The following is a 281-nucleotide window of genomic DNA, read 5'->3' on the forward strand; positions in this document are numbered from 1 at the left end:
AATGGATATTTATGCCTTAACTCTTCAATGGCTAACGCTTTTTCTTTAGCATTTCTTTTGCTTGAGTTAAGGCTTCGAGCTTTTTTAGCAACTCGTTTTCGGCCTTTAGGTACAGGTTTTCTTTCTCCAGTTCTTCAAGCCTGGTAAGTGGTTGTGTTTTCTTATGAGGTTTATCCTTTTTCATGAGCTTGGGTCGTCCCCGTTGTTCTCGCAGGCCATCCAATCCTGATAACTCATAGCATCTCACCCAGGATAGCACAATGCTTTCATTAGCTATCCCA

At 41.6% G+C, this 281-nt stretch carries 1 pseudogene; it reads right to left on the reverse strand.

The window, feature by feature from the left end:
* Positions 1 to 31 precede the first annotated feature (31 nt).
* Positions 32 to 281: pseudogene (locus ASG05_RS16555) on the reverse strand (hypothetical protein); the annotation flags it as partial.

It is taken from the genome of Frigoribacterium sp. Leaf186, assembly GCF_001423905.1.
In the GTDB taxonomy this organism is placed as follows: domain Bacteria; phylum Actinomycetota; class Actinomycetes; order Actinomycetales; family Microbacteriaceae; genus Frigoribacterium.